Origin of the sequence: Bradyrhizobium diazoefficiens, assembly GCF_016612535.1 — a bacterium.
GTDB lineage: Bacteria > Pseudomonadota > Alphaproteobacteria > Rhizobiales > Xanthobacteraceae > Bradyrhizobium > Bradyrhizobium diazoefficiens_C.
The window spans coordinates 151754-176288 of sequence record NZ_JAENXS010000004.1; the positions used below are offsets into that span (position 1 = coordinate 151754).

Annotated in this window: 17 protein-coding genes; 7 read left to right on the top strand and 10 right to left on the bottom strand. The window is 60.6% G+C overall.

What is annotated here, in order from left to right:
* Positions 1-18: 18 nt before the first annotated feature.
* From JJE66_RS34845 to JJE66_RS34865, 5 genes are all read right to left on the bottom strand, one after another.
* Positions 19-5124, bottom strand: coding sequence for a helicase-related protein (locus JJE66_RS34845; protein WP_200520312.1), 5106 nt, complete (start codon positions 5122-5124; stop codon positions 19-21).
* A 93-nt stretch (positions 5125-5217) separates the two neighbouring features.
* Positions 5218-5616 (bottom strand): DUF3085 domain-containing protein, encoded by a 399-nt coding sequence (locus JJE66_RS34850; protein ID WP_200520313.1) that lies wholly within the window; start codon positions 5614-5616, stop codon positions 5218-5220.
* A gap of 11 nt (positions 5617-5627) precedes the next feature.
* Entirely contained in the window at positions 5628-6230 is a 603-nt protein-coding gene (locus tag JJE66_RS34855) for a DUF1419 domain-containing protein (protein ID WP_200520314.1), read from the bottom strand.
* A gap of 65 nt (positions 6231-6295) precedes the next feature.
* Positions 6296-7333 (bottom strand): DUF3991 and toprim domain-containing protein, encoded by a 1038-nt coding sequence (locus JJE66_RS34860; protein ID WP_200520315.1) that lies wholly within the window; start codon positions 7331-7333, stop codon positions 6296-6298.
* A gap of 222 nt (positions 7334-7555) precedes the next feature.
* Complete coding sequence (locus JJE66_RS34865; RefSeq protein ID WP_200520316.1) at positions 7556-7738, bottom strand: hypothetical protein; 183 nt, start codon at positions 7736-7738, stop codon at positions 7556-7558.
* A gap of 1100 nt (positions 7739-8838) precedes the next feature.
* On the opposite strand from JJE66_RS34865, the gene JJE66_RS34870 reads away from it, so the two are divergent.
* Complete coding sequence (locus JJE66_RS34870; protein ID WP_200520317.1) at positions 8839-9198, top strand: hypothetical protein; 360 nt, start codon at positions 8839-8841, stop codon at positions 9196-9198.
* Positions 9199-9684: 486 nt separating this feature from the next.
* Positions 9685-11289, top strand: a complete 1605-nt coding sequence (locus JJE66_RS34875; RefSeq protein ID WP_200520318.1) for a DUF4403 family protein — start codon at positions 9685-9687, stop codon at positions 11287-11289.
* On the opposite strand, the gene JJE66_RS34880 is transcribed toward JJE66_RS34875, so the two are convergent.
* On the bottom strand, positions 11286-11876 hold the full coding sequence (locus JJE66_RS34880; protein ID WP_200520319.1) for a hypothetical protein: 591 nt from the start codon (positions 11874-11876) through the stop codon (positions 11286-11288). The two genes, JJE66_RS34875 and JJE66_RS34880, sit on opposite strands and share 4 nt — an antisense overlap.
* A 442-nt stretch (positions 11877-12318) precedes the next feature.
* On the opposite strand from JJE66_RS34880, the gene JJE66_RS38565 reads away from it, so the two are divergent.
* Both JJE66_RS38565 and JJE66_RS34890 read left to right on the top strand, forming a co-directional pair.
* Positions 12319-13974 (top strand): DNA-3-methyladenine glycosylase 2 family protein, encoded by a 1656-nt coding sequence (locus JJE66_RS38565; protein WP_200520320.1) that lies wholly within the window; start codon positions 12319-12321, stop codon positions 13972-13974.
* 379 nt (positions 13975-14353) lie between these two features.
* A complete protein-coding gene (locus tag JJE66_RS34890; RefSeq protein ID WP_200520321.1) occupies positions 14354-15979 on the top strand; it encodes an AMP-binding protein in 1626 nt (541 codons plus the stop codon).
* Between the two features lie 78 nt (positions 15980-16057).
* Here the strand turns inward: JJE66_RS34890 and JJE66_RS34895 are convergent, their stop codons facing one another.
* The 3 genes from JJE66_RS34895 to JJE66_RS34905 all read right to left on the bottom strand — a co-directional run bounded on the left by JJE66_RS34895 (position 16058) and on the right by JJE66_RS34905 (position 19431).
* Positions 16058-17359, bottom strand: a complete 1302-nt coding sequence (locus JJE66_RS34895) for an FAD-binding oxidoreductase (RefSeq protein ID WP_200520322.1) — start codon at positions 17357-17359, stop codon at positions 16058-16060.
* Positions 17349-18008: a glutathione S-transferase family protein gene (locus JJE66_RS34900; RefSeq protein WP_200520323.1), complete on the bottom strand. Its 660-nt coding sequence runs from the start codon at positions 18006-18008 to the stop codon at positions 17349-17351. The genes JJE66_RS34895 and JJE66_RS34900 overlap by 11 nt, the downstream gene beginning before the upstream one ends.
* Before the next feature lie 94 nt (positions 18009-18102).
* On the bottom strand, positions 18103-19431 hold the full coding sequence (locus tag JJE66_RS34905) for a SidA/IucD/PvdA family monooxygenase (protein WP_200520324.1): 1329 nt from the start codon (positions 19429-19431) through the stop codon (positions 18103-18105).
* A gap of 261 nt (positions 19432-19692) precedes the next feature.
* Here JJE66_RS34905 and JJE66_RS34910 point away from each other — a divergent pair, with 261 nt between their 5' ends.
* The 3 genes from JJE66_RS34910 (at position 19693) to JJE66_RS34920 (ending at position 23508) form a co-directional block, all read left to right on the top strand.
* The gene (locus JJE66_RS34910) at positions 19693-20922 is read left to right on the top strand and encodes a PLP-dependent aspartate aminotransferase family protein (protein ID WP_246756785.1); all 1230 of its coding nucleotides are present in this window, start codon (positions 19693-19695) and stop codon (positions 20920-20922) included.
* 108 nt (positions 20923-21030) lie between these two features.
* On the top strand, positions 21031-22176 hold the full coding sequence (locus JJE66_RS34915) for an aminotransferase class I/II-fold pyridoxal phosphate-dependent enzyme (protein WP_200520326.1): 1146 nt from the start codon (positions 21031-21033) through the stop codon (positions 22174-22176).
* Between the two features lie 426 nt (positions 22177-22602).
* Positions 22603-23508 carry a DMT family transporter gene (locus tag JJE66_RS34920; protein ID WP_200520327.1) on the top strand — a complete coding sequence of 302 codons (906 nt, stop codon included), beginning with the start codon at positions 22603-22605 and terminating at the stop codon, positions 23506-23508.
* Positions 23509-23632: 124 nt separating this feature from the next.
* On the opposite strand, the gene JJE66_RS34925 is transcribed toward JJE66_RS34920, so the two are convergent.
* Positions 23633-24364 carry a LuxR family transcriptional regulator gene (locus JJE66_RS34925; RefSeq protein ID WP_200520328.1) on the bottom strand — a complete coding sequence of 244 codons (732 nt, stop codon included), beginning with the start codon at positions 24362-24364 and terminating at the stop codon, positions 23633-23635.
* Between the last annotated feature and the right edge of the window lie 171 nt (positions 24365-24535).

A 24535-nucleotide genomic window follows, 5' to 3' on the forward strand; every position in this document is an offset into this window, starting at 1 on the left:
AGGAACGCGCGAGAGGGCCTAAGCGGCGATTGCCCCCGTCTCACCCGCCCCCTCGATGTCCGAGGCTAGCGTCTTCTCGATCTCCGCGAGGTGCCGGCGCTTGTCGGCGAGCTCGCCGGCGAAGGCGAAGTCGCCGCCCTCGCGCGACCGGTAGGCGGCAAGGCGCCGATGAGCATCGGCAAGACGCTGGCGAAAGCGCTCCCGCTCCCCCTCGAAATCATCAAGCGCGTGCTCGAGGCGCGAGACTGCGCCGAGGGGCGTCACCGTGACCGGCAGTTCGATCTCGTCATCGGCGGCGCTGCGCATCAGCATGGTGGTGTAGCGATAGCCGTCGGTTCCGAAACGTTCGCCCGCATATTCGAGGTCGAAACCGCCGATCGAGGCGATGACGGTCTCGCCTTCCTGCTGAAGCTGCACGAGGTTGAGAATTTCCTTCATCAGCACGCGGCCGGCCTCCTTGCGTTCGCTATAGGCCCTGCCACTCACGTTCATCGCAAAGGCCTCGCCCGCCGTCGGCACAAGGCGTTCGATGTCCTGTCCGATCTGCGCGATGCGCCGGGCCGAGAACTCAATCTCGCGCTCGGCGTCGCGGATCTGGCGGCGCACGGCATGCTGATCATCGACATGAGCGGCGTGCAATCGCTCCAACCGGGCGATATCGGCCTCCAAGCCCGCCTTCTGCATCAGGCGCGGGTCGCCCGAGGCGATTGCTTTGGCCATGGCGAACTGGTTCGCCTGCCCCTCGCCCAGGTCCTCGAGCCGGCGAATGGAGGTATCGCCCGAGAGCGCCGCGGCGATGAAGCGGGCCTTGCGCTCGTTGTTCTGCCACATCGTGGCATCGAGCGAGCCTTCGGTCGCATAGGCGAAGATATCGACCTCGTCGTGCTGGTTGCCCTGCCGCACGATGCGGCCCTCGCGCTGCTCGATCTGAGACGGCAACCAGGGGACGTCGAGATGATGCAGGGCCTTGAGGCGCAACTGCGCATTAACCCCGGTGCCCATCGTGTCGGAGGAACCGATCAGGAAACGCACCTTGCCGGCGCGCACATCGCCGAACAGGCGCTGCTTGGCCTCGGACTTCTTGTAGTCCTGCATGAAGGCGATTTCCGATGCGGGCACGCCCTTGCGGATGAGCTCGTCGCGAATCCAGCGATAGGCCGAGAAGCCCCTGGTTTTCTCCACGCTGATCGTGCCGAGATCGGAAAAGATCATCTGCGCGGCGCCGGGAAGCTCGAATGGCTTGCCGTCCGGGCGCAAATAGGTATTTTCTGAGGCTTCTTTCCAGATGCGGTAGGCGTTCGCGATGAGATCGTTGAGCTTGTTGTCGTGCTCGTTGTCATTGTCAGCATCGACCAGGCGCAGGTCGATCGCCGCGTGACGGCCGTCGGTGATGACGGAAAGCAGGATATCGTCGCCAGGCTCGGGCGGGCGATCGCGCATCTCGATCGCCTTGATGCGCTCGCCGAGCAGCACTTGGTAGCGCTTGAAGGCCGCGGTCGGCTTGGAGGTCAGAATCTGGCGCCTGCCGGTCGAGATCGCCGGCACCTTCACATATTGGCGTAAGTCTTCCGGCAGCACTACGTCGGCGAAGGAGCGGAACATGGCGATCAGTTCCGGCACGTTGACGAAGGTGGCGAAGCGCGTCACTGGCTTGTATTTGCCGGAGGGCTGGAGCTCGAGCTCGGTCGAGACATCGCCGAAGGTTGACGCCCAGGCGTCGAATTCGTGCAAGCCACGCTGCGCCAGCGCCGCATAACCGAGATAGCGTTGCACCGAGAACATCTCGCCGAGCGTGTTGGTGATCGGCGTGCCGGAGGCAAGCACGAGTGCCCGGCCGGGGTTCTTGGTTTCGATGAAGCGCGACTTCACATATAGGTCCCAGGCGCGCTGCGAGCCATTGGGATCGACGCCCTTCAGGGTCGACATGTTGGTAGCGAAGGAGAGCTTGCGAAACTCCTGCGCCTCGTCGACAATGATCTGATCCACGCCGATTTCGGAGATAGTCAGGAGATCGTCCTTGCGCGTCGCAAGCGACTCCAGCCGCTCCTTCAGGCCCTCCTTCAACCGTTCGAGCCGCTTGCGCGAGACGCGGTCGTCGCTTTCGACCTTCGTCAGCAAGCTTTCGTAAAGCTCCAGCTCGTCTTGGATCATCTGCTGCTCGAACGCCGACGGCACGGCGATGAAGCGAAACGCCGAATGCGTGATGATGATTGCGTCCCAGTTCGCCGTCGCGGCACGCGACAGGAAGCGATGCCGCTTGTCCTTGGTAAAATTGGTCTCGTCGGCGACGAGGATGCGGGCGCTGGGATAGAGCGCCAGGAACTCGCGCGCAACCTGCGCCAGGCAATGACCGGGCACCACCATCATGGCTTTGGCGATCAGGCCAAGCCGCCGTTGCTCCATGATCGCGGCCGCCATGGTCATGGTCTTGCCGGCGCCAACCGCGTGGGCAAGATAGGTTGAGCCCGCCGACACGATCCGCCAGATACCGCGCTTCTGATGTCCATAAAGAACAAAGGCACCAGAGGCGCCCGGGAGCTGCAGATGCGAGCCGTCGAAGGCTCGCGGCGCGATGTTGTTGAAGCGATCGTTGTAGAGGCGCGCCAGACGGTCGGTGCGATCGGGATCGGACCAGATCCAGCGCTGGAAGGCGTCCTTGATCTTTTGCAGCTTTGCTTTCGCGGCCTCGGTGTCGACGACATTGAGCACCCGCCGCTCGCTGTCGCCATCCTTGACGGCGTCGAAGATCTGCGGGACGCGACTATTCAGCGCATCCGCGAGCAGCTCGCCGGCATGCCGGCGGTCCGTGCCCCATTCCGACGTGCCGGCCGCCATCCATCTGAGCTGGCGCGCCTCGACGGTCCAGTAGGCCAGCTCTGGCATGTAATGGATCTTGATCTCGGCATCCATCGTCTCCTTGACGAAGGCGACGATATCGGCGGCCGGAATCCAGGGCGCGCCGAGCCGCGCGGTGATATCGGAGGGGCGCAAATCAGCTGGCTGGACGCCCCGAAGCGCCGTGACGTTGCACTCGTAGGACGGATCGAGCGCAGCCGCCGCTTCCGCGGCTTTCAGCTTGTCGCGGACATGGCCCGACAGATAAGCGTCCGCCGTTTGCCACGATCCGTCCGCCGGATCGCGAAAGATGGCGCTGCCGAGTTCGGCGGCAACATTCTGCCCGTCGCGATGCAGGAGTTCGGCGATATGGTCAATGTCGACGCGCCCACGTTCGTTGAGGACGACGGCGAGCGCATCGGCCGCGCTGGTGATCAACGGCGCCGTCGGTGGCGAGATCACGCGCTCGGTGAAGATCGGGCCGGGCTTTGCGGTATTGGTCTCGAGGTCATAGTCCTCGATCGAGGCAACCAGCCAGCAATCGGGATCGTCGAGGAAGGGCTGGATGTTGGGGCGGCGATGCGTCTCGCGCACTTCGCCGGCTTCTTCATCCTCCAACAAAGAGACACTGGTGAAATTGATTGGGCCGAAGTCTCGGACGAAGGCGCCCCAAGCGATGCGCAGCCTGACCTGGGCCTCCTTCCAGGCCCGGTCGAGCTCCTGCGCCTTCAGCACCTCGCGTACCGCATCGCGGATCGGGATCAGCTTCCTGATGATCCGGACATGCTTCTCCGGGATGCCGTCGGCACTACGGCCCTTGCGGGCCTTGACGGCGACGGACTGGCCGTCGAGAACCTGCATCAGGCCGTAGGCCTTGTCGTGGAAGAAGCTGCCCTCACGCACATGCCGATCGGATGGCAGCTCGCAGGAAACCGGATCACCGGCGTCCTCCAGATCGGGCTCGATCATGTCGGGTTCGCCGTCGTAGATGGCTTCCGGAAGACGGGCGATGGCGGCCGAGAGTGCGGCGCCGAGGTCCTCGCCATCGCGAGGACGGCATGTGTAGGTCTCGCCGAAGGGACCGGAGGCGAGCGCATGTGTGCCGAGCACATGCCCCGGATGCTCGGCGAACCAGCGGTTTACGCGGATGGCATCCTCGTCCTCGGTCGCGGGGCGCACCTCGTCGACATCGAGCCAGGACCGATCGCCTTCCGGATCGCCGATCTTGCGCTTCCGGAAGAACAGGATGTCGACGACGACATCGGTGCCGGCGCTGGCGCGGAAGCTGCCCTCGGGCAGCCGGATGGCAGCGACCAGGTCAGCCGTCTTGGCGATGTGTGCGCGCGCCGAGGCGTCCGCCTTCTCCATCGTGCCCGAGCTGGTCACGAAGACCGCGAGAGCGCCGGGCTTCAGAAGGTCGATCGCCCGCGCGACGAAATAGTCATGCAGGCGAAGACCGAGCGAGCGGTAGCCGCGATCCGAGCGCACGGTACGATCGGAGAACGGCGGATTGCCGATGGCGAGGTCGAAGTTTGCGGGCAGCGCCGTACGCGCGAAATCGCCGGTGATGATCCGTGCCCGCGGCTGCAACAGGCGCACGATGCGCGCCGTGACCGGATCGAGCTCGATCCCGGTGACGTGCGAGATGTCACGAAACCCTTCCGGCATCAGCGCCGGAAACAGTCCCGTGCCGATGCCGGGCTCGAGCACGCGGCCACCGCGCCAGCCCAGGCGCTGCAGGCCTGCCCAGATCGCTCGAACGATGAACTCAGGCGTGAAATGGGCGTACTGTGTGCAGCGCGCGAGCGAGGCATGGTCGAGATCGCGGACCGCATCCTGCAGGTCCTCGCCGATCGCCTCCCATCCTTGGCGAAACTCGGCCTCGCCCGGACGCCGGAACACGGCGTTGGCGAGCTCGGACGCGCCGAATCCTGTGAAGCGGATGAGCTGCTTCTGCTCCTCAGGCGTAGCCGCCCGCTCATCGGCCTCGATGGCGGCGGCAAGCCGGATCGCGGCGATATTGTCGCGCGCGCGATCCTTCCAGCCCTTCGCCAGCGCGTGGTCGCCGGCGAGATGGAAGTTCGCGCCGCGCTCATGATGGGTGGGCGACGTCGAGCGTGCGACCGCCGCGAACGGCATGGCCGGAGCGGGAGTCGCCGGATCGGGATCGTCATCATCGCCCGGCTCGACGGCGGGGCCTCCGGCGAAAGCGGTGACGCCGAGGCCAAGGCCGGACGACAGCGCAGTGTTGCCGAAGAGATCGAGGGTGAAGGGATCGTCTTGCGCCATGGGAATTTCTCCTTGTGATGAGGGCGCGTGCCGTCGTCCCGCCGAGCTGCCTCGGCGGGTGCGGATGGTCACGGTGGATTGGGGATGGGGGCGCTAGCGCACGATGAGCGACAGAGAGATGTCTGTCTCGCTCAGCTGCAGGCGCAGATGCGTGTATCGAAAATCACGATTGATCAGAGGGATCAGCCGCTCGGCCTCGATGAACGCGATGCCGTCATCGCCGCCGAAATGGCGGCGCTTGTAGTCGAACCAGTCCGGATTGCCGACCGGATGGCATTCCTCGGAATAGACCACAAGCGGGCGACCGCCATCGCTGAGCTTGCCGTTCGACATGATGTAGACGCCGTTGTCACCGACAAGCCAGAGGCCGGGCTTCTCGCCCTCACCAGGCCTGAGGCCGTAGTAAGGATTGCGGAACCCGCCATTGGCGGCGGCGTCGGATTTTCCGCGCTCGATCACCGTGCGGACGGAGGGGATGGGGAACGTGAACATCGCCACCTCCCTCACGCCGCGATCGCATCAGGCAGGTAGCGCAGATCCACCGGCAGCTTCGCCGCGATCTCCGCGTCGGTCAGCTGGTCGAGCAGCTTCAGCACGGTGCCGCGCTGGCCGTCGTAGACCAGCACTGTGCGCTCGCCGCGCAGATGCTCGGCCCAGCGGTCTCCGGCATAACCGCGATAATCATCATGCGCACTCGACCAGATGTGCTCAAGCCGCTCTTCGCGCGTCATCGCCGTCACGGGCCGCGATTCACGTTCGATGATCGCGGCGCGCATCCGATCCGGCGAGCCCTTGTCGCGAAGATCGCAATAGCCGTGTAAGTAGCGCGATCGGCGATCGATCGTCAGCGCGAAGAAAACGCCGGTGATGCTGCCGGTGAGGAACTCGCGCAACGCGAACATCTCAGCCTTCATCCAGAGCGGCGGCAGGATCTCGAACATATGGTCGTGGTCGGCCTGGCCGATCTCGAACCATTCGCCGCAATAGAGAGCGCTGTCGTCGTTTTCCCAACGGTTTGGCCGGCGCGCGTGGCGATCGAACATGCGGAACATCTGCCGGCGGTCGGCGATGCCCTGATAGACCTTGCGGATTGGAGGGAGGGTCATGAGCGGGCTCCTTTCAGCCTCGTCGGGCTGAAGCGCAGCTCATCCTTCCGATTTCGCCATCGCCTTCAGCCCTTCCTGACCCCTCCTCCGCGGCCGCCTCTCCGATCGGCCGGGTCAAGGGCCGCGGCACGCGGGCGAAGCTTCACCCTTGACGCGGACGGCGGGCATGCGGCAGCCGGGTTTGCTTTCTCCTCCCTTTCCTTCTTCCTCTTGCTGCTTGGATGCAGCTGTTCATTCCAGTCCTCCGGCGCGGGCCGCAGCCGCTCATAGTCGCAGCCCACCTCCTGCGCGATCGCCGCGAGCCGATCGGCATAAACCTCTCCCTGCCGGTTGTTGTCGGTCGCGGCGACGAGCCGCGCGGCCGGCCGCGCGCTCAGCGCCCGAATGGCGGCGACCGTGGCCGGCGCCCAGCCGCCGCCGGTGCTCAGATAGAGACTGTCCGGCCGCTGGTCTTCGATCGCAGCGAGGCTCATGGCGTCGATCGCGGCCTCGGTGACGCAGAGCCGGGTCGCGTTCGCCGGTCCGAAACGGAACAGCACCTTGCCGCCGCCGGTGGCGAAGCCGCGCCATTGCGGACCGCGCTCCTCCCAGCCCATGACCCTTCCATCATTGTCGAGATGCGCCGCCCACATGCTGCCGTGAGGGCCTTCGCGCAACCGGTCATGCCGGATCGCAGCGCCGATGACGGCTTCCGGGATGCCACGCTCCTCGCGCAGATAGCGCCAGGTCAGAGAATCTCGCCAAGGCCTGCGCCGCGAGCGCCAGCGATCCGCAGCGCCAAGATCGGGATCATAGGCGCGGGCTTCTCGTGTCCAGACGGGCTCCGTCGGCACAAAGCCGACCAGGTCGGAGACTCGCTGCAGCACCTCGGGAAAGTTGATGCCATCGAGATGCTCCACCAGCGAGAACACGTCGCCTCTGGCGTCGGACAATGCGTCGAACCAGCCTCTCCCCTGATGGATCACGATGATGATGTCGCCGCCGCGGCGATATTTGGCGGCTTTGCGCGTGCTCTCCTTCAGATCGATCGCAAAGCCGGCCTTCTCGAGCACGGCGGCGCAGGCCACGCGATTCTTCAGCTCTTCGATATCCTTCTTTTCCATCTCCGAATCCCGGCGTTGCCGCGCCGGACCTTTCCCGCTTGAATTGCCTTCTCCCGCAGCTTGCGGGACCCACTCGCCCCGCCCGCGAAGAGCGAAGGGGGCAAGGGCGCGGCTGGCAATTGATGAATTATGCGGGGCATTCGACGCTCAGCGTCGGCCGGCCGCGGCGCAGCTTCCCTTGCCGCCGCCCGCTCGCAAGCGGCACACAAGGGAAAATCCGGTTCAACGAGCCGTGCTGAATTCGTGCGGATCGTATTCATGCACGAGGACCACATCGGCATCATCGAGTTCGTCACTCGGCATCACGCCGTATGCGCCGTCGACCTGGAAGAGCGTGACCGGGACCATCAGGGTGCGGGCGAGCTCGAACGCGTTGGACTGGGCGAGGGAAAGATCGTGCAACATTTGAGGGCTCCATCTTGAGCGAGGCCGATCCCCGCTCGATGGCGTCCGTCAGTATCCTCAACCGGCCGCGATCACCGCGAAGCCGAAGGCGTAGCGGCGGCATGCTCGCATAGCCGACCCCTTGAGGGTTGATCGTGGAAGGCCGGGCTGAGGACAAGGAAAGCCATCCATGGAGAGCGGGGTCGTGCCTGCTCAACGATGGCCATCGCCCCCTGGTGCACGCCCCTTTCCGGCCGCAGATTCATTGCGTCGGGCCCGCGGATAGTCGGTCCCGGCCGCGGATCAGGTCGCACTAGGGAGATATGCGTTATTGGCCCAAGCGATCTCGCCGCATCTGCTCAATCGCTCCTCGCGAACATCCGGTCCGCGTCGAATCTCCCGCTGGCGCCCCCAGCCATCGTCGCAGCGCGCCGAAGGTCAACTGCCGCCTCTGCGCCAAAGCGCATCGCAGAGCGAGGCTTCTGCGAGCGGGAATAGAAGCGTGACCCGGACGCAGCTGGCAGAGTGATCGTCACCCGCATGGGCCGAAACCGCCGCAAGCGGGTTCGGTCGAAGGCCGTCGTACGGCCGGAGATAGAGCACGGTCGCGCGCAAGCGCGGCTGCCACTTACGCTTCCTCCGCAGCGACAGAGCGCGGCGGTCGTGCTTGACGATAGGCAACGCCATCGAGAAATCAGCTATCTTCGCAATGCTACTATAGCACGGCGTCCTGGGACTCCGCCGAAGCCCGGACCAAGTAACGTACATTCATGACGTCAACTGTGACATCCGACGGCTGAATCGGCTCATACAAAAGCTCGCCAATGGCGATCCAGTGATATGCATCGACCCGGCCTTATGGCCTAGACTGGAGATTACCTGATCTGATCAGGCTCGCTTGGCGGCGCTGCCATGCGACATGTAGTTCAGCGTCTTGCGACCAACCCGCTAACGCAAAAGCAAAAACCGGCAACGCATTGATTTGCATCGTCGGTTTTCGGTAGGGGCATCTGACCGATCTGTTCAGTTCTGACCAGCTATCGATTGACTCGGCGCCCTTTCGTAACCACTTGATGGCCGTATCGACACAATCAATTGGCAGGGGAAGCATGAAGTCTCTGATGCAGCGCGAGAAAGAACTCAACGAGGATAAGCAAGCCAAAACCAGAAAAGAGGAAGAGTGCAAACAGCGCGAGGCCGCAGCTATCAGGGAGCTGTCTGAAAACATTAACGCCTACACCGGGACCAAGGGACTGGTGGTCGATCAGGTCGTCAAAAGCGGTACGCTCCTTCTAAGCCGGCACAGCGACGCCCGGACAGAGCACAAGCTGATCATCACCGCAGCTGAACAGGACGGCGGAAGTTTCCTGTACACGATCGGCACGCCACCTAATTTCAAAGACTGGGTCGATGTAACTGGCGCCGACAGGCCAGAAGATGACGTGCTCGCGGGCCTGATACGTTGGTTCAAGCACCCTTAGATTTTGCATATGGCAGGATTTTTGCCGCCTCGATGCGCCCTATGTGGGGCCTAAGCAAAAACAGGCACGGCAACGCATTGATTTGCATTGCCGTGCTTCGCTACGCCATCACTCGAGACGGCGGCTTCACATATCCAACAGACGGCTGGGATTTCGCGTTGATCAAGCTGAGCGAATCGGAACGCTTGCCGGGCCCGGTTAGCGTATTGGCGAGCGCTGACGCCGTTGTGGCCTGCAAGAGTTCTATGATCGCCCGGGCTAATGCGGGGTACCGTAACGCTTAGCCGAGCGTTGTCTCTGGGCAAGGCGATCGGTTGCCTGTCGCAGGCGCGGCCGGGGTCAGCGACAACGACCTTCCCGATCGTTCAACCGATTGTGAGAGCACATCGACGCGCAGTGCGGAGACAGGTCGCGGGTTACAGCTTATCGTAGCCGCCGTTTTTGGTAAAAATCCTTTGAGAAATCGTTTTTGGCGGGGGTATTGCGATGAGCTATTCCAGGCTCACTAGCCTTGTTGTCTTTGCCGTGGCGTTGGGAGCCTATCTTCAATTCGAAACGCCAGCTCGGGCAGGCTTCTTCGACCACGAAGTATCGGCGAAGCCAGAGCACTCCGCGAGTGCGCCGCCGGCCCTAACTGAAACGTCCTCGATCGGAGCGAGCGCTTCGATTTCCTATCAGGCGCTTACAAATGCCTTGAGCTCGGCCCTCCCGAAGACGTTCAGCACGAGCGGCCGTCAACAGGTCTGTGCGGATCTGACGGAAGCAGTTCAGCACACAATTCAGCAGAGGATCGGCGGCGATGTCGGCCGATTCGTGGGTGGCGCTGTAAGCTTTGTCACGCGAGTCGTGACGGTCAATCAGGTTCGCAAGGTCTGCCAGGATGTGGACTACAACGTGCAGGTGGATCGTACGAGTCCGGTGACGATTTCCGCGGGAATTAACAAGGTTCACGTGGTTACGAACGTGACGGTTACGGGGCAAGCTGGGTTTTCGGGCGATGTGGCGAAGGCGCTTGCACTCGACAAGAAGAATTTCAGAGGCGGCATAGAAGCGAGCGCTGACATTGCGCTTGATGTCGATGAAAAGTGGTGTCCGAAACTGCAGGCTTCGGCCGCCTACAGATGGACCGACAGGGCGCAATTGGAGATCATTCACAACATTTGGCTTGGGATTGAAGGACAGGTCGGCGACAAGCTGAAGGATCAGCTCAATAGCGCGGTGGCAAAGCTTCAGTCGAGCCTGAGCTGTTCTTCGGTCACCAACGCCGTGAAGGACGTATGGCATCCCTATTCCTTCCCGGTCTCCATTCCCGGCGTTCAGGGAACAGCGGCCTACGTGAACTTCACGCCCGCGGGAGCCGGCTTTTCGGGCGTAAGCTATGGGCCGTCCGATCTCAGCCTTGCCCTGTCACTCACCGGAAAGACGGAAGCCGGCACCGCTCCTCTCGAAAGCAATCAAGCGGGCGACTTGCCGAATCTGACGCGCATTCCCGCTGCAACCGACAAGATCACGATCGTCTTGCCGGTGAAGATCGGCTATGGGGACGCGAGCAAGGCTGTCGGAGATTACCTGATGGGCCGCGACTTCGAGGCAGAGACACCAGCCGGACATGTGAAGCTCAATATCAGAGATGTTCAGCTTTATCCCTCGGCGGGTAAACTGGCCGTCGTCCTAGGGTTCGCCGCTTCGACGGGTCACCATATCCTGGATACCAAGGGTACCGTTTATCTGTTGGCCACACCGAGTCTCGATACGGAGCAACAGATCGTTTCATTCAAGGACGTTTCGTTCACAGCCGTCACCGACAATGCATTATGGTCGACGGTGGCGAGTGTGCTGAACGGCCCGATCAAGACCCTGATCGAGCAGAAGGCGAACTATGATCTAAGGCCGAAGATATCGGAGCTGCGCGCGAAGCTGACGCAGCTGAGCGCTGCTGCCGCCAAGCAGAACGTTGCCCTGAGCCTCAATCAGGGAGCCGTTGGGCTTCGCGGCATTCAGCTCGAAGAGAAAACGCTGACCGTGGTCGCCGGATTTGATGGAAAGGCAGATCTCGTGGTGCGGGAGATCACCATTCCGGCGATACATTAGGCCCTGCGCATGCGCCATTTTCGTAAGGTCCAGGCGGTTATCGCGGCTCCGGCGATCGGAACGCATAGCTGGAGCCAGCCCTGAACCATCGGAGGATTCAGCAGCCACGGTAGTGAACGCTGCGTCTCGTCTGACACGCCCATGCAATATTCGGGTTGAAAAGCACGCAGGGTGAAGTCGACGAGGTAGCGCCACCTATCGAAGGTCAAACATTCGCCTTTGGGGGCGAGCAGGAGGAAGAATTGCAAGGCGATGAAGGCTGCTGACAACGCGGGCAACAGCATGATGACAGTGGACGAGAGGTCCGCGTTCGCGGGGCGACCCGCTCGCCGACCAGCGCCGGATGAAGCCCAGAGAATCCCCAACAGCAGCAAAGACGGCCCAAAAATGAGGACGTATCCGGCATTCAGGTTCAGCTCTATCCCTGTGCCTGGGGCGCTAAATTTTCCAAGGATGGTCGGTGCCCGAGCGATGATGCAGCCCAGCAGTCCAACAGCACCGACTATGGCAAACCTGCGCACTGTGTGATCGGAAAGGAGGCCCCAAGCGTCGGGGTCCACTGCGCGATTCCGGTCGTGTGCGCTCATTGAGCAACCCCTCTGTAGGTTGCCGATGATAAGCTGACTGTGCGAACTGCACAACCGTTCCCAGAGTTGGCCACCATTGTCGAGGGGAGATCTGCAGGCGACACCGCGACAGCCGATTGAGCAGCATTTCCGACTTCGCGAGGCGATGAGCTATCGATAGCTGGTCTATTACACTTCCGATCACCGACGCTAATTCATCGGGACCAGACGGCGGCTACTTCTTCAGTTTTGTTGCGGGCAATCTCGCGGATTTCTTGGAAGCCGTCGCTTTGGCCCTTCACCAAGGTTGGTTTCACGAGACTGTGTGGGAACGAACTTGGTCTCTGATGCTCTCCGCCGAAGCTAGGCGCAGGAGCTTCCATTCCCAGTCGCTAGGATCACGCGCGATTGGCACTTAACAGGAAGGCGCGGGAACTTCTTCAAGCCTTCAACTCGGAAGCCTATGGAACAGCGCGACCGGGCGCCCGACGGAGCACTGTCTTCCGAGATTGTCAGTCAGGCGAGCTTTGTCTTTGCCATTTTTGATCGTGTCCGAAAACAGCGAGACGAGATGCGTGTTCCGTGCAATAAATGCGGAATTATGGATCTTGATCACGCCGCATCCTACCGTGCACTCGCGACGAGGGACGTCCGGTTTGACGGTCGGCTGTTTATCGGAGTGCGGACCACCGGCATATATTGCCGGCCGATCTGTCCCGCGCGAACCCCCAAGATCGAAAACGTTATGTTTTTCCGTTCGGCGGCGGAGGCTCAGGAAGCCAAATTCCGTCCGTGCTTACGGTGTCGCCCTGAAACCGCACCAGACTTCGGCGCCTGGCGGGGAACTGCGAACACTGTCTCGCGCGCCCTGTCGCTGATTGAAGCAGGCGCGCTCGACTCCGCAAGCATGAGCGATCTTGCCAGCCGGCTGGGAGTTGGAGAGCGCCAGCTTCGTCGGCTCTTCGACAAGCACCTGGGAGCGTCGCCGATCACAGTCGCGCAAACGCATAGAGTCTTACTTGCGAAGCAGCTCATTCATGACACGCAGCTTTCGATGACGGACGTGGCCTTGGCTGCCGGGTTCGGGAGCGTGCGCCAATTTAACGAGGTCTTTCAGCGCCTCTACGGACGTCCTCCTAATTCTCTGCGCCGTACCAAACCGCCAGCATCGGCGGCTACGCCTTCCACCGAAATCACGCTCCGTCTCAGTTATCGGCCGCCATATGATTGGGCCGCTATTCTCTGCTATCTGCAGACCTTCGCCATTCCCGAGGTCGAACTGGTTGATGGGTTTGCCTACTGCCGCACCATCGACCTGGATGGAGCGATAGGGTCTATCACTGTTCGGCCATCGGGCGACCACGCGTTGGAAGCCGTCGTGCAATTCCCGCGGCTTGCGACGCTGCCGGCTATCCTCTCGCGGCTACGGCGCGTCTTCGACCTTTCTGCCGACCCCGAACCGATAGCGCGTCACCTCGCGCAAGACCCGTTGCTTGCGCCTCTCGTGGCCGCGTGGCCCGGATTGCGGGTCTCGGGCGCATGGGATGGGTTCGAGTTCGCGGTTAGGACGATCCTCAGCGACGGGGATACGGGTTCGCAGGCGAGGGCCAGCATCAGGAACGTCGTGAGCACCTATGGGGCTTCGCTGACGGTGACAGGATCGGGGAAAGATAGCCTCAGGCGAACATTCCCGCGTCCAAAGACACTTGCGATGGCCGACCTCACGGAACTCGGCATCCCCGGCGCCAAGGCGACGGCAATTGCAGCACTGGCGCGTATGGCATCGAGCAGCAGGGATCCGTTTAGGACAGGGCAAAGCCTCGAAGACATGATTGCCCAGCTTCGCGAAATCCCGGAAATTGGTGACGCGATAGCGCAATACATCGCCATGCGGCAGTTTCGCGAGCCGGATGCATTTCCGCCAGCGATCGATGAGTTTGTACGATTGCTTGGCCGAGAGCACGTTCCGATTCACGAATTGTCCACCCATATGGAAGCATGGCGACCGTGGCGCGCCTACGCTGCGCAGTATCTGTGGTACGCGCAGAACGCCGCCGAGGGAGAGCGGCAGCCTTTTCGATCTCCGGTCGCCGCGACGGCGAACCTCGCGGCATCTTAACGAACGGCTGCAGGCTTGCACGAAACACCACTTGTGTTTCAGCAAACCGCACCATCTTGAGCTCGTGGCGACGCGTTCTGGGAACGCTTATCGCTTTAACCGCTCCAGGATGCGTGCACTTCATGAAGTACGAGCCGAATCGTGGCGCTCGCTGTGAGCTTACGTCATCAAACTCGTTGCTCTCAATCACATTGCTCTGCCGAGCTGAGTAGTTTCAGAATCCACATTGAGGTCCGAATCTCGCGAGCAGCAAGAGAGCGACGCGGCTATCGTATGCTCACGTTGGGATGGCTGCTCTGAGAGTTCCGGCGCGTGACGCATACTTACGATTGGCACGCACCATCCGATGTTGACGACAGTCGGCTATGGAGATTGCGTTATGATCGGAGCCGCCTCCTCGAACGAACGCGATCCTGATCCTGCGACTTTGGGTAAGTTTCTTATGCGAGCGGCGGAAGCGTACGCTGCACGGCCTGCCGTCGTTTGGAATGCTCGGACGCTGAGTTTCGCCGACTTGCTGCACGAGAGTGCCTGCGTCGCAAACGGCTTATCCGCGCTCGGCATACGATCCGGTGACCGGATCGCCATCTGGATGCCCAATGCGCCAGCGTGGCTAGCGCTTCACTTCGCGTCGGCAATGCTTGGGGCAATCCTCGTGGCTATCAATCCGCGATTTCGCAGTCACGAAGTGGGAGACATTATCGCGCGATCCGGCTCAAAATTGCTCGTGATATGGCCCCGCTTCAGAGGCCTCGATTTTGTCGGCATGCTGGACGAAATCGATCCCAATCTGTTAGAGCCCCTCGAAACAGTGGTGCTCTACGGTGAGGACGATGCACATCTGGTCCGCGAGCGCTTAGCCAAGCGCGCAGTACCTTACACCGAGCTTGCAAAAGCGATCCCGGTCGCCTCCGACTTGGGCAGTTCAGCCCTTGGCTCCAACATCTTCACGACGTCCGGCACGACGAGCGTTCCAAAATTCGTCCTTCATAGCCAACAGGCGATCGTTACACATGCAAACTGGGTTGCCAAGGCCGCGGCTTATTCACCCGACAGCGTCCAACTGTTGTGTTTGCCGCTATGCGGAATCTTTGGGTTCGTTCAGGCAATGGCTGCCTTGGCATCGGGTTCCTGTTTAGTAATGCAGGCGAGCTTCGACGCAAAAGGCGCAGTAGAACTTATTCGGGCAAACAAGGTAGCGACTCTATGCGCGTCTGATGAAATGCTGGCACGTCTCTTTGCAGAATCGACAGAGCAAATTCCGTTTCCCTCCCTTCAGTGTGCTGCTTTTGGAAGCTTTTCTCCTGAGCTATCGGATCTTCCATTGCAGCTCTCGCAAAGGGGAGTACGTCTCGTTGGCATCTATGGATCAAGCGAGATGCAGGCGATTTTCACGCATCAGCCGATACGGGCCGAGTTACCTGGAAGAGCCATGGCTGGTGGCCTTTTGGTAGCGCCCACCGCTCAGGTTCGCGTCCGCGACAGCTCGACGGGGAAATTGGTCGGACTAGACACTCCAGGGGAGCTCGAGGTGAAAGGGCCCAGCCTAATGCTTAGATATTTTGGCGATGAGCGTGCAACTGAGCAGGCGTTTTCGCCGGATGGCTTTTTCCGTACCGGCGACCTTGCTCGGGTATTGCCTGGCGACAGCGTCGTATTTATGGGGCGAATGCGAGACGTTCTTCGCTTGGGGGGATATCTCGTCGCGCCGGCCGAGATAGAGTCTTATGTTCAGCAGCACCGGTCGGTTGACGCGTGCCAGGTGGTCGATGTGGCCGGACCATCCGGCACGATCGCGGTCGCGTTCGTAACGCTGCGGCCCAATGAGAGCTTCAGCGCCACCGCGCTGCAAGAATTTTGCAATCAAAGGCTGGCCAAATTCAAAGTACCGCGATCATTTGTCTGCATCGACGCGTTCCCGGTAACATCGGGACCGAATGGCACTAAGGTGCAACGCACGAAGCTGCGCGACATCGCAGCCCAGAGGATCGCCGCGGGTCAGTAGCAACCGTTTTACTCTATCAAAATGGCGAGCTCATCCCGCCGCCTATCGTACGTCCGGGCCGTCGAGGCTTCCCGATCCCTAGATGCCTACCGCGTCGCGAAGGCGCTGCCACGCGACGACCGGGCGGAGAAACCAAGGATCGCCATAGTAGAGGGGACGCGTCTGGAATTCGAGATTGTCGTAGGCCGTTCGGCCCTCAGGATCTTGCAGAACCTTCAGTGCAATCTTGTGGCCGAGCCATGTGGACCGACCTATCCCCGAACCGCAACAGCCCAGGGCATAGTGAACGCCTGCCACCTCTCCAAGGTGGGGCAGCAGGTCGAAGGTATACGCTATGAGGCCCGACCACGCGAATTCTGCTCTCACACCAGCCAACTCTGGAAATACCCGGAGCATGGCGGCGTAGAGATCAAGGCTATTCGCGATAGCCCCGTCTCCTGGACTTACGGCACGACCGCCAAAAATGAGACGCGCTCCATCGGGTGACGTTCGATAGTAATAGAGCACGCGGCGCTTCTCTTCTACGAGCCGCTGCCCCGGCATCAAACGTCGCATTTGGTCGTTTGGAAGCGGTTCTGTGGCAATCAAGGCGCTGCCGATCGGCACGATACGCCGACGAAGATATTGGCTCACGTTGCCGGTGTAGCCATTCGTTGCGATAATAACATTCCTGGATCGAATTTGCCCACGAGACGTGGTGACGCGGTGCGTGGCGCCCGTAGCGGCGATATCAAGCACAGCCGTATCTGGCACGAGGGATACGCCGGATTTTAGAGCAACAGACACCAATCCGTCATGATATAATGCCGGGTTGAGAGAGCTATCGCGCTCGAGGAGCATGCCCCCGCAATAGAGGTCGCTTCCGATCTCAGAGCGCTGTTCGGCACGGGGTATCATGCGCGCGGCTATGCCAAAGCGCTCTTTGAGAACTGCAGCATGATGTCCCAGGTCGTCGTAGTCTTTCGGCCTCAGAGCGGCTACGAGGCGGCCTACCTCGGCAAGGCCACATTCAATTCCTTCATCCTCAATGAATCGTCTCGTATACGTCAGGGCATTCAAACTCTCATCCATGAGAGCCTGGGCCGCCATGTTCCCATAGGCTCTGATGAGTCCAGGCAAGCCGCGTTTCGGAAAGCTCGGTCCAAGCATGCCGGAGTTACGTGAACTGGCGCCAAATCCAATTTGTCGCGCTTCCAGCACGAGCACATGGCGCCCCCGCCGGGCCAGCGTTATCGCCGCGACCAGGCCCGTATAGCCTGACCCGACCACGATGACATCAGCGTTGTCGGGAAGGTCGCAATCCATCTGCGCGGTGCGCGGCCGTCCCGTCCACCACAGCGGAGCACGTGTCGCACCCTGGACAAATTTCTTATACTGCATCCGCTCGAGCTCCGGCTTCAGCCGGGATCGACGTCAGTATCGCTTCAGGTGGCTGCCAGCGATCGAGCCTCCGGATATCGGCCAACCAACGCGCGACGTTGGCGTACTTCGAGAGGTCCAGTTTCGCCTGATCCGCCCAAAACAGGTAGCCCGAGCAGGATATGTCGGCAATCGTCAGGGAGGAGCCAACAATGAATTTAGCGCCTTCCAAGTGCGCATTGAGCCGCCCCAACGCATCCTCTGCCCGTCGCCTGTAGAGCGATACAACGTCGGACGGAGGATTGGTCTCAAACCGCAGGGCAAATCGCAAGTTGGCAACGCCAAGGTTCAATCGGCTCATCTCCCAAAATAACCATTCGTTGATCGCAGCGCGGCTCCTCCGGTCCGTCCCGCCGAACGAGCCCGTTTGCTCGGCCAAATAGGACAAGATTGCGTTCGACTGGCTAATGCACAAGCCGTCATGAACCAATACCGGCACCTCACCGTATCGGCTGACGTGCCGGAATTCGGTGGGACGGCTCGACGGCTCCGCAAAGACGTCAATCATCCTGTACTGATAGCGGAGCCGCGCCAGCTCGAGGAAGAGGCAGACCTTGTACGAGTGCCCGGAGTCGTGATGGCCATAGACCGCGTATTCGGGTTGTTCCATTGAATAGCTCCATGTCATTAGCCCACTCGCGAAGCACGGTCAGCGTTTCGCTCGCCGACCCGCCGCACGTCGGCTTTTAGGCGGCGCGGCTCGATTAGAGAGAAATGAGCCTTGGTGTGCCTGCACGAACGGGCTGCACTTCGGATGCTTGCGATCCGCTGAGGACGGAATTAACGATTGCCTCGGCTCGAAGCGCGACCATGCTGAAACTCTGGCCATCGCCGATACCGTGCGAGTGCTCGCAAAGCCCGTTCAGATAGATGCGCGCGCGTGACGGCTCGGTCAACGCGAGGCTGTAGTCTCGATTCACGACGGGCTGTCCGCAATCATTCGTTCGGATCAACGAGCGAACATTCTGGAGGAAGCCCGGCAGAGGATTCACGTGAAAACCGGTCGCCAAGACGACTACCTCGCCGGATATCACGTCGGCAGCATCGCTATTCACTTCTTTCACCGATAGATCTATGCCGCGTTGCGTCCTGTGCACTTGAGAAACGGCCCGTCTCGTGAGCAACGTGATACGCGGCGTCTGAGCGACGGCATCCTCGTAGATTTGCTGGTACAGAGCGGAGCAGATCTCGGCGTCGAGACCCGAATAGTTGGTCCGCAATGTCTCGGCGAACGCGGCGGCTTTTCGCTCTGGCGGCAAGCCAAAGAAGTAGTCTGTTTCCGGCGGACAATAGACCCCATTGCTGAATTGGCTGAGGTCGTAGAGCTTGAAACCCGAAGACCGCTGAAGGCCAGCTATCGATGCGTTTGGGAACCGCCGGCGCAAATCGAGGATCGCTTCGCCTGCGCTCTGGCCAGCGCCAATGACCACGATCGATCTAACCGTTTGCGGTAGGCGAACGACGCGCCGTTCGTACTCGGACGTATGAAACACGCGATCTCCGAGAAGCGCTCTAAACGGCTCTGGGATCGTCGGCTCGGCACCGACCGACACAACCAGGTTGGTTGTCGAAACTCGTCCGGACCGGGCGCCGATTGTGAGCTCGACCAGCTCGTCGCCCTCAAACCGCGGGTTCACGTCTCGGATGGGGTCGTCATAGCTGGCGTATGTCGCCAGCTGTGCCGCCACCCACTGGACGTAGTCTGACCATTCCTGACGGCTCGGGGCCCGGCCTAATCGGCCAAAGTCATACAGTCGTCCTCTGGCCTTCAAATAATTCACGAAAGTGTAGCGACTGCGGGGATCGCGCGGTGTCGCGAGATCGCGCAAGAAGTGATGGTTTATGTCACTGCCAGCCAAAATGAAATTCGGATGCCATGCACTGGATGTTCTTGCCTCGAAGAATCTTGACGATAGCCGGACGGCACGAGCATCGTCTCCGCACTCTTCGATCGCGGCGGCAACCGCTATGCCGGAGGGGCCGAAGCCCACGCAAACTAGATCCACTCGCTCTTGATCAGGCGCGGCGTCCATCTCGACCTCCGGTGTATCCGTTCCCATGCACGGGCCTTTGCTAGCGAACTGCGACACCGACCCGAGAGCGTTCAGATGCTCTTCTCATCGTTCTCGCAGCACATCCGCTTGCTGCCTACCTGTACAATCCAACAGGGCCAGTTCGCGCGTCAGTTGCGCTAGATTTGGGTTGTCTCGGGGCACCGTTATTGAGCGATCCTACATGAGAATTGTCGAACACGGGCGTCAGGCGGGACGGCGAGCGTGAGGAGGAACAGCTAGATGCAAGCCGAAACGCAGAGCGACTTTCAATCAATATGTTGCGTGGATCAGACGCCGGGGAGTCGGACAACCCCTCATGTGCAGCCGATCTATGCGACATCGACATTTGTCTATCCACCCGCCGAAGAAGCGATGGAAATATTCGCCGAGTTGAAGGAGCGGCCGCATCTCTACAATCGCTGGGGAACGCCGAATTCCGCGCTTGTTGAACAGAAGATCGCAGCTCTCGAAAGCCATGGTCTCTCCGAAAATGGGAAGCCGTTGCAACTTGAAGCCGTTTTATTCAGTTCGGGAATGGCCGCTGTCTCGTCCCTGTTTCTGTCGTTGGGCCTCAAGCCCGGTGATCACATCGTGACGCAGGGAAACATCTACGGGACCACAACCGAATTCCTGGACGCCATGCTCGCGCCGATTGGCGTCCGGATCATCTACGGCGACTTACATGACATGGAATGGGTCGAAAAGCAGCTCCGGGCGCATTCTCCGGTTCGTCTCATTTACCTCGAGACGCCGACAAATGCGACGGCACGATGTTACGACATTGCGCAACTGGCTCAGACTGCACACAAGTACGGCGCAAAATGCGCGGTAGATGGCACTTTGGGGACGCCTTATCTCCAGCAACCGTTTGCGCATGGTGCAGACTTCGTCGTTCATTCCGCGACGAAATTCCTCAATGGCCACTCGAACTCCCTCACGGGCGTCGTCATCGGCCGCGACGGAGCGTTCGTCAAGACGGAAGTATGGAAGATGCGCAAGTTGCTTGGCGGCTGCGCCGGCTCCTTTGATGCGTGGTTGCTCAACATGGGGCTCAAGACGCTTCCCCTGCGCATGGAGCGACATTGCAACAACGCCATGCGCATCGCCAAGGCCCTGGAGGGCCACGACGTGATACGTCGGGTGCGGTATCTTGGTCTGGAGGGACATCCCGACCACAAGATCGCCGCGCGTCAAATGCGGGCATTCGGTGGCGTCCTCAGCGTCGAGGTGGCCGGAGGGCTCGAAGCTGCGGTACGCGTCCTGAGAAACGTACGGCGCTGCACGGTCACGGCGACGCTGGGCGCGATGGACACCTTGATACAGCATCCCGCATCCATGACTCACGTCAAGGTGCCCAGAGAGCAGAGGGAGGCACACGAGATCACGGACGGCTTACTTCGGCTTTCCGTCGGTATCGAGGATCCAGAGACGATCATAGCCGACCTTCGGCAAGCCCTCGAGGCATCGTAGAGCGTCGATCTGTGCGACTTCGGACAACCACGGCTCCGCGCCTGCCGCAGACCAGGCGCGCCCCCGGTGATCACAAAATTGCTGCGATAACCACGACCGGAGATTTCGATGCTGGATATCGTTTCAGTGCCTGGATCACAAATCATACAGGTTGCCAGAGCCTCGGCAATGTATCGTGACGTCGCGTTTCTTTGTTTTGGTGAGAGCGACGTCAGCAGTCCCGCATCCGCCCGGGTGGCGCTCAAACGTGCGCTCGACGAGGGGGACACCCGATACCCCGATGTCCGCGGCCTCCCTGAACTTCGCGAAGCAATAGCCTCGTACTTGACCGATCTTCACGCGCTCCCGGTATCGGAAGGGCAGATACAAGTCGTTGCTTCAGGAATGGCGGCAATATCCGTTGCGTTGGCGGTTACAGCCCGCGCCGGTGATCGCGTCCTTGTGCATAGCCCGGTATGGCCGAATATCCTGAATGCAGCTCGACTGCGGCAAACAGAGGTGACGCAAATCGCACTTCGTGGGTACGAGTCTGGCAAATTTGCACTGGATATGGATGAGCTTTCCTCGGCCTTGCCCGGGCACCGTGCATTCATCTTGAACTCGCCAAACAATCCTACCGGATGGACGGCTTCGCGTGAGGAGCTCGAGGACATCCTTGCACTTTGCCGGCGCCACGGTGTGTGGCTGATTTCCGACGAGGTCTATTCGCGTCTGATCTATTCCGGCGCACGTGCGGCGCCATCACTTCTGGATATCATCTCGGGTGATGACCGCGTCGTTGTTTGTAATAGTTTTAGCAAGACTTGGGCGATGACGGGGTGGCGCGTGGGTTGGCTGGTATTGCCGAAGGGCCTTCGAGATCCCGTCTCGAACGTAGTAGAGGTGATCCATTCTGGGGTGGCTCCATTCTCCCAGCGCGGCGCGTTGGCAGCAATCACCGACCACCGCTTCGCGCGCGAGTTTGTCAAGCATTGTACGACGGGCCGGTCGCTAACGGCAGAAGCGTTCGCGGGACTGGATCGAATAAGTTACTCCGTTCCCGATGGGAGCTTCTTCGCCTTCATTCGCGTCGATGGCATTCAAAACAGCCTCGAACTCGCCCTGAAGTTGGTCGAGAAGCATGGCGTTGCCGTTGCCCCGGGGAGCGCCTTCGGTCCCGCTGGCGAGGGGCATATCCGGATTTGTTTTGGGCTGGAAGGCGAACGGCTCGGTCATGCCCTCTCGCGACTTCGGACAGGCTTGCATGACGTTTGATTGTTGCCTCCTGATGAAGCCTACTGCGGCAGGTGGTAGATCATTCTCTTCTTGGTCGCGGATGAGTGGCGCGATTGATCTTGGCTTCGAGCGCAATCGTGTTGCCGATCAGCGCCTGGACCGCGATCACGCCGCACATTCTCTTTGACGACATTACACTGCAGAGCAAGCTCCTCATTGTCCAATAAGCGGCTCGCGTGGAATGGTATCTTTGCTACATGCGCCGAATAGTGGATTCGGCGACAGCCCCGACTTCGCGCGAGGTCAAGGGCCAGGCCGCCACACAGCAACGATCGGCCGATCTGATAAGGCAATCTCTTGAGCTGCGGGTATGACCACGTCCGAAAACCGCCAGAAGTACCCGGTGCCTGCCGTTAAGAGAGGGAGAGGGCAAACCGACGGTTCTGACAGGAGATCAAGCGCCTCATGCGATCGGAGACCGCCTTTGGGGTTCTGTGTGGCCTGGCAGCAGTCTTTATCTGGTCTGCATTTATTATCGCGTCCCGTTTTGGCGTGAGGGCACACCTGAGCCCGTGGGACATCGTCGCGATCCGATTTGCGGTGGCCGGGGCCGTCCTGCTGCCGTACCTGATCCGCAAAGGACTAGTTCTTGAGAGGCTCGGCTGGGCCGGCTTGGCCGCGATCGTCATCGGATGCGGAGCTCCCTGCGTTCTGCTTGTCAATGCGGGGCTGTTGTTCGCCCCGGCCGCTCAAGCGGGCGCACTTTATCCCGGCGGAACTCCTCTAATGGTTGCGGCGCTTGCGATCGTTTTTCTCGGCGAGACGCCATCCCCGTCCAAGACGATTGGGTTGTCTCTAATCGTCCTTGGGGCGCTCTGCCTCGTATTCGGGAACGGCGGCACCGTCGGAACTCAGCAGAACCTCGGCCAGACGCTGTTCCTCGCAGCCGCATTCGTCTGGGGCGGCTACACGATCGCGATGCGCAAGGCGCAGCTGGATGGCTTGCACGCCGCCGCCATTGCAGCGGTCCTGTCAATGGCCCTCTATCTGCCTCCCTATCTGTACTTCAACGGATTAAGGGTCTTCTCGGCGCCGGCGACAGAACTGACGCTCCAAGCAGTTGTGCAGGGCCTGCTAACGGCTATCGTTGCGCTCCTACTGTACGGCCGAACCGTCAGGATTCTTGGCGCTACCCGCGCAGCTGCGTTTGTCGCTCTGACGCCCGTGGTCACCGCGATACTTTCGATCCCTACGCTCGGTGAATGGCCCTCTTTGGCAGACTGGGTATCCATCGCCATAATTTCCGCCGGCGTGTACGTCGTCGGCGGCGGTCGCCTGCCCGCGAGAATGGCGCGAGCCAATGCTGCATGATCTTAGGCATTTTTGCGCGGGATATTGTCTCAATGCAGGCTGACGCAGGCGTCAGCACTGTGCTTTAGAAAGCGTGCCGCATGGCGCGCGTTGAGATATGGGGACTCTGGCATGCGATGGAACGTTATACGTCGGAAATTTGGTTAAACCGCATCGCTTCAACGACAGCCTGGGTGATGGTCTGCGCACCCAAGCGCGATCGGGCATCCTGGAGATGATACAATACCGTGCGCTCCGATATTCCCAATATGGTCCCAGTCTCTGACATCGTCTTTCCCCGAGCCGACCATGTCAGGCACTGCCGCTGCCTAAAGGTTAGCAGACGTGCTGTAGCCAAGTTCTGCCTGCTTGGACTCATTGCGAACCGTGCATGAAGTTGGAATGCGGTCAGATGAATCGCTGCAAGCGCGGTTTGGATTTCGGATTGTGTCGGTCGGTCGGCAGTTTTTTCGGCAAAGATCATGGCAGCGAATTTGCTGTATCCAACATAGACCGGGATCGCGAGTCCGTTCCGAATTCCGTGCCGAGCAGCTTCCTGTGTAAACCGATCGTCAGGAGTCAGTCGGCACGTGGCTTCATCCGAATCGCCCCAGAAGAATGGCATGCGCGCGATACGGGCATGTCGGACAATCGGATCCGCATCACTGAGCCTATCCTTGACGTAAAGTTGCGCGAGCGCATCTGGATAGGACGAAATAAGTTCAGGGTTGCCCCCGCTTATGCGCAAATAAGCGAACCATTGGAAACCTAGGTCTCTTGTGATTTTGACTGCGACACCGCGAAGCTCGTCGACCGTACTTTCCAACGGGATCATGTCCCAGATATCTTCTAGGGCAGACGAAATGCTCAAGCTCATTCCCGCACCTCGACGCCAATATCACTCGTTTGATCGCCGACGTTTTGTGTCGCCGACCTGCAAGCGCGTGTATCGCCACCACCCGGCTTATACTTACGAGCCAAATGTGACCGCCGGTTGTCACTTTATGATACCGCATCCCACGCGCGAATTTGAATCCGGCTGAATTTT